Raw genomic sequence first — 2,880 nt, 5'->3', positions numbered from 1 at the left:
ACGCACCATGCCTGGCGCACGACAAAAAGGCCGGCACATGGCCGACCTTTCCTTCCAAGTGAACCTCCGCCTCGAGGCGGGAGTTCCATTTTTTGAAATTACGATCTGTTACTGAACAGGGGCTGTCTGAGCTGGCGGGGTTGCGGGTGCCGGCGTCATCGTGTCGGCTGGAGGTGGCGGCAATTGGCCAGCGGTCGTCGCCTGCGTGCCTCCCGATTGAGTTTGGTCCCGCGCCGCCAAGGCAGCAAGCGCCAGGCCGAACGCGGCGAATAAGGGTAGTTTGCGGGTCATATACAGTCCCTTCCATGGACGCCACCCGCACAGGCCTGATCATCAGGACCGCTGCCTCCAGGTCAACCGTCGCTTCACCGTCGACGCGTCAAACATTCTTACGTCCCGTAAAAGGCGGCCGGGCCTTCGGCCTCGGTTTAGGTCGGCCCGGGCAAGCAAAACCGTTACAGCAAAAGCCTCACGCCGCAGCCTGCGACTTCACATGGGCGATATAGCCGCGCACGTCGGCGGCCGGCTCGGCATAGGCCTTGCCGAGCTTCTTCTCGATCGCCGCCATGTACTCCTTCGCCCATTGCGGCAGCGCGTAGTCGATGGCTGCCAGGAATTCGAGCGTCGCCGCCAGGCGGATGTCGGCGATCGACGGGTGCTTGCCGCCAATGAACGGCTTGCCGTTCCTGAAGAAGCTGTGAAAGACCTCTAGCGGCTCGGCTATCGCTTCTATGGCGGCCTTCTGGGCCTCCGACTTCTTGTCGGGATGAGCGTCGCTGTGGCCGACCTCGCCGGCATATTGCGGGAAGTTCAGCGCAGGATAGGTGGCGCGCGCGACATAGGGGTAGAGCGTGCCGATCAGGTAGAACATGGCGCTGTCGATCATCGCCCGCTTGGCCGGCGCCTTGGGATATAATTTCTCCAGCCCGTGCTTGTTGGCGAGATACTGCATGATGGCGCAGCTTTCCCACAACACGCCCCTGGGCAGGCCCTTGTCCTCGATCATCGGCGTCAGATGGGCGGGGTTTCGCGCCATATACTCGGGCGAGCGCGTGTGGCCCCATACGTCGGTCTCGGAATGGTTGAGCCCGGCCGCGCGCGCAAACACCCGTACGCTCATATTGTTGACGCTCGGCTTCAGCATGCTGAGCGTCAGCGCGGGTTTTTTCGCTGATTTCGCCACGGCTTTCCGCGTGGACTTCAGGGATGCCTTACCTTCAGGTTTTGCGGCGGTTTTCGTTGCCGACTTGGCGGAAGCACTCGACGCCTTGGCCGCAGGCTTTGTCGCCTTGCCAGCTGGTTTTGCGGCGGGCTTGGCAGCCGGCTTCTTCGCATTTTTCGTGGTCGTCTTTGCCATTGTGGTCCTCCCTCGGGGTTGCTGTCGTCAGTATGGATTTTTCGGCGCGCGGTCCTCCGATAAGGTCGCGCGGGAGCGCTCGACCAGCGCCTGTATCGCGTCGGCGAGATGCACTTCCGCGATTGCGTAGTCGCCGCGGGCGACGCGAAGCTTGTGCGCCTGCATCAGCACGTCGGCATGGGTGAAGCCCGCCGGCGGCTCGAAACGGTAGGAAGCGAGTTCGATCAGCAGGCCGAGCGGATCCTCGAAATAGATCGAATCCATAAAACCGCGATCCTTGACGCCGCTGTGCTTGATGGCGCGCTCGTCGAGCCGGGCGACCGCCTGCAGGAAGGTGACCCGCGACACCGCAAAGGCGATGTGATGGACGCAGCCCGGATCGGTCGGCGTGCGCCGTTTCTCCGGCGTGCGGCTCTCGTCGGTGAAGATGGTGATCAGCCGGCCGTCACCCGGATCGAAATAGAGGTGGCTTTCGCTGGCCTTGTCGAGATTGGGCTGCTCGAAGATGAAAGGCATGCCAAGCACGCCTTCCCAGAAATCGATCGACGTCTGGCGCCCGGCGCCGACCAGCGTGATGTGATGGACGCCTTGCGATTGCAGTTTCTGCATGGGACCTCTCCCTGGCAGCCGGACGACGTCGTGTTATCTTCGCCCCCGGTGCCGCTCGCGGTTGTGCTGCCTTGTGCCTGGCACGGATTATCAGGAGATGCTAAATCAACCGGCGACGATGCGCCAGAAGCCAGGCCACATAGGGACGCTTGCATTGGAAGGCCCTGGGTAGCGCAAACGGTGGCTAAGCGCTGCGAGCCTTTAGACCGCCCTCAAGCTCGATGACCCTTTGAGCCGCCTTCGCGATAAAGCCGGACCGGGTATAACCGTGCGCCTCGGCAAAGGCGTCAATTTGGCTCAGAACATCTTCAGCGAGCGTGATGTTCACGCGGACAGCTTTCTTGGCCTCGGTCTTCACCGCAACCAAGATTGCAACGCCGTCTCGATTATCGGCGTCGGCCATGACATCTTCCAAGCTGGAGGGTTCTGGAATGGCTTCGCCATCTTCCACAAGCCCTTCGATGTGAAAGGCAAGGGCCTCCTCAGCCATGGCACGAGCGTCGTCCAGATCGGTGCCGGCGGTGATGACGCCGGGAAAATCAGGAAAGGACACACCGAAGTCGCTGTCGGTATCCTTGTGGATCAATCCGATATACTGCTTCATTGTATCTACCTCAGCTTCAGACCGGATTGACGTTCAATGCTCCGCAAGGTTCCCAAAGGAATATCCCTAACCGCCGCCCATACATGCATTCTTGCTTCAGAATGTCGGAATACAGCCGGGCACTGGCCGTTCTCACTGCTTCTTCGGCGATCGGCTTGTAGGAAGCCTGTCATTGGACCAGCATCGTCCTGCCGACGCCACCAGCATCGCGGCCAACAGGCCTGCCAGGAACTTCCCCACGTTGGACCCTCCCGACCAAGGAGGTATGTTAGTCTCAATCGAAACCGTGCTGCCATCAATGCACAGTCAG

3 protein-coding genes are annotated in these 2,880 nt (G+C 61.0%); all 3 read right to left on the bottom strand.

Going from position 1 to position 2,880, the window contains the following annotated elements; translation table 11 throughout:
- Positions 1-469 precede the first annotated feature (469 nt).
- Positions 470-1,357: a glutathione S-transferase family protein gene (locus NMG70_RS28385; RefSeq protein WP_254027557.1), complete on the bottom strand. Its 888-nt coding sequence runs from the start codon at positions 1,355-1,357 to the stop codon at positions 470-472.
- A gap of 27 nt (positions 1,358-1,384) precedes the next feature.
- A complete protein-coding gene (locus NMG70_RS28380; protein WP_254027556.1) occupies positions 1,385-1,966 on the bottom strand; it encodes a VOC family protein in 582 nt (193 codons plus the stop codon).
- A gap of 184 nt (positions 1,967-2,150) precedes the next feature.
- On the bottom strand, positions 2,151-2,570 hold the full coding sequence (locus NMG70_RS28375; protein ID WP_254027555.1) for a type II toxin-antitoxin system HicB family antitoxin: 420 nt from the start codon (positions 2,568-2,570) through the stop codon (positions 2,151-2,153).
- Positions 2,571-2,880 lie beyond the last annotated feature (310 nt).

It is taken from the genome of Mesorhizobium ventifaucium (assembly GCF_935822925.1).
Lineage (GTDB): Bacteria > Pseudomonadota > Alphaproteobacteria > Rhizobiales > Rhizobiaceae > Mesorhizobium > Mesorhizobium ventifaucium.
The sequence above is the reverse complement of the archived record's forward strand: the minus strand, read 5'-3'. Positions and strand labels throughout refer to the sequence as shown.

What these genes read in the sequence shown, in the direction of transcription:
- NMG70_RS28385 (WP_254027557.1), bottom strand. Translation starts at nt 1,357, where the DNA reads ATGGCAAAGACGACCACGAAAAATGCGAAGAAGCCGGCTGCCAAGCCC.
- NMG70_RS28380 (WP_254027556.1), bottom strand. Translation starts at nt 1,966, where the DNA reads ATGCAGAAACTGCAATCGCAAGGCGTCCATCACATCACGCTGGTCGGC.
- NMG70_RS28375 (WP_254027555.1), bottom strand. Translation starts at nt 2,570, where the DNA reads ATGAAGCAGTATATCGGATTGATCCACAAGGATACCGACAGCGACTTC.